Source organism: Ideonella sp. P3_A4 (assembly GCF_056403075.1).
In genome coordinates, this window is record NZ_JBFUGE010000898.1 from 1 (window position 1) to 1,918 (window position 1,918).

Here is a 1,918-nt window from a genome sequence, read left to right on the forward strand (position 1 = left end):
CGTCTGCCGCTCGCCGGCAACCGCCACGTACTGCTTGAACGGGTCGCTGTCGAACCAGCTCTTCGGCAGCACTTCGGCCAGCGGGTGGCCCAGCAATTCAGACGGCGAACGTTGCAGCGACAGCGCGGCGGCGCCATTCATGTAGTTCCAGCTGAAGTCGACGATCTCGCCGGCTTCGTTGTGCAGCGGCGTCAGCACGACGAAGGGCACAGCCGACGTTTCGAGCACCGCGCGAAAGCGCCCCTGCGATTCCTCCAGCGCGGCCTGGGCGCGGGCGCGTTCGCTGAACACCGCCGCCTTGCGGGCGCAGATGTCGGCCAACGCGCACTCGCGCTCGGTCGGCTCGTGTGGTCGCTCGAGGTAGACCGAGATCACGCCCAGCACCTCACCCTGCGAGCTGAGCAAGGGCGTGCTGTGGACCGCACGAAAGCCCTCGCGCCGCGCCATCTCGCCCAGGCCGGCAAAACGCTGCTCGGCCTCGGTGTCGGCCACCACCACCCGCTCACGCTGCGCGCCGACCACACCGCTCACTCCCTCGCCCAGCGCCACGCTGGCCAGCCGGCTGGTGGTCTCGGTGCTGAAGCCGAGGCTGGCCTCGAGGTTCAGGCGCCGGCTCGCCGGATCGAGCAGGAACAGCAGGCCGCGGCCGCTGCCATGAAAGTGCGCCAGCGTCGTCAGGATCATCTGCAGCTGCTCGCGCAACGTGTCAGCGTCCGGCAGGTTGCTGCTCAACTCGTGCAGCTGGTCCAGGTCGTCGACCTGCTGGCTCAGCTCGGCCTTGGCGCGGCTCAGCTGCGAATCGATCGCCTTGCGCTCGGTGATGTCGACGCAGGCGCCGCGCAGCCGCACTGCGCGGTCTTCCATCCAGGTCAGGTGAACACGCAGCAGCAACCACAGCGGCGAACCGTCGGCCTGCAGCACGCGGATCTCGCGCTCATAGCCGCGAGAGCGGGCGCGGAATTTGTCGATCAGCTGGCGCCGGCTTTCGGCCAGGAGATCGGGCGGCGTACGGGCCAGCCAGTCCGCCAGCGGCACCGCGCTGGACGACACCGGCAGGTTGACCAGCCGGGCCAGCGCTGGCGACACATAGGCCGTCTCGGCGACGAGGTCGATGTCGAACACGCCGATGCCGGTGCCCTGGATGGCCATCACCAGCCGCTCTTCGGCAGCCGAGGCCCGCTCGCCGGTGCGCCGCATCAGCGCACCGAGCTCGGCCAGCATGGCCCCGAAGGCGCAGAACAGCAGCAGCGAGAGCCAATCTGCAGGATCCGTGCTGGCGCCGTTTTCGCCCACCAGCGGCAGCCACAACGAAGCACTGACGATGCCGCCGGCCAACGGGATCAACCCGGGGCCACGCCCGCCCATCGCCGCGGCCAACGCCACCGCGGGCAGGAACGCGATGAACGGCACCTTGTGCCCCAGCCACGGCCGCACCGCCCACTGCGCGCCGAAGGCGAGCAGCGTCACCACCAAGGCCACCAGGTAGCCGCGCAGCGAGATCAGCGAGAAACGGCGAGCAGGCATGAAGGGGGCGCCTTGGTGGAGCTGGCAAGCGTATCCCAGCCCGGCGATGGCGTTGTTTGCGTCAGTGACTGTGGTTCAGGATCTGCGAGAAGCGCCGGGCCAGCGTGTGCACATCGCCCGGCCAGCGGCCCGAGACATAACGACCGTCGACCACCACCCAGGCCGGCGTGTCGTCGTCCACCGTGTCGCGGGCCAGGCCGGATGTCTTGCGGCGATGGTGCGGGTCGGCGCGTGGCACGTCGAGAAAGTCTTCGGGCCGTTGCAACGCCCGCGTGACCTCTTGCTGCACCGACATGTAGCCCGCCGGTTGGTCCGGTGCTTCGAGGTAGGTGCGGTAGTAGTTCGGGTCCCAGAAGCGGCCGACGTGGGCCAGCAGGCTGGCGGTGCGTTCCTG

Annotated in this window: 1 protein-coding gene and 1 pseudogene; both read right to left on the reverse strand. The window is 69.3% G+C overall.

All coding sequences use genetic code 11. The annotated features are described in order from the left end of the window. On the reverse strand, positions 1-1,524 hold a 1,524-nt coding region (locus AC1DYI_RS34195; RefSeq protein WP_477208554.1), incomplete at its 3' end, for a GAF domain-containing protein. A 61-nt stretch (positions 1,525-1,585) separates the two neighbouring features. Further along, positions 1,586-1,918 (reverse strand): annotated as a pseudogene (locus tag AC1DYI_RS34200) (type 1 glutamine amidotransferase domain-containing protein); the annotation flags it as partial.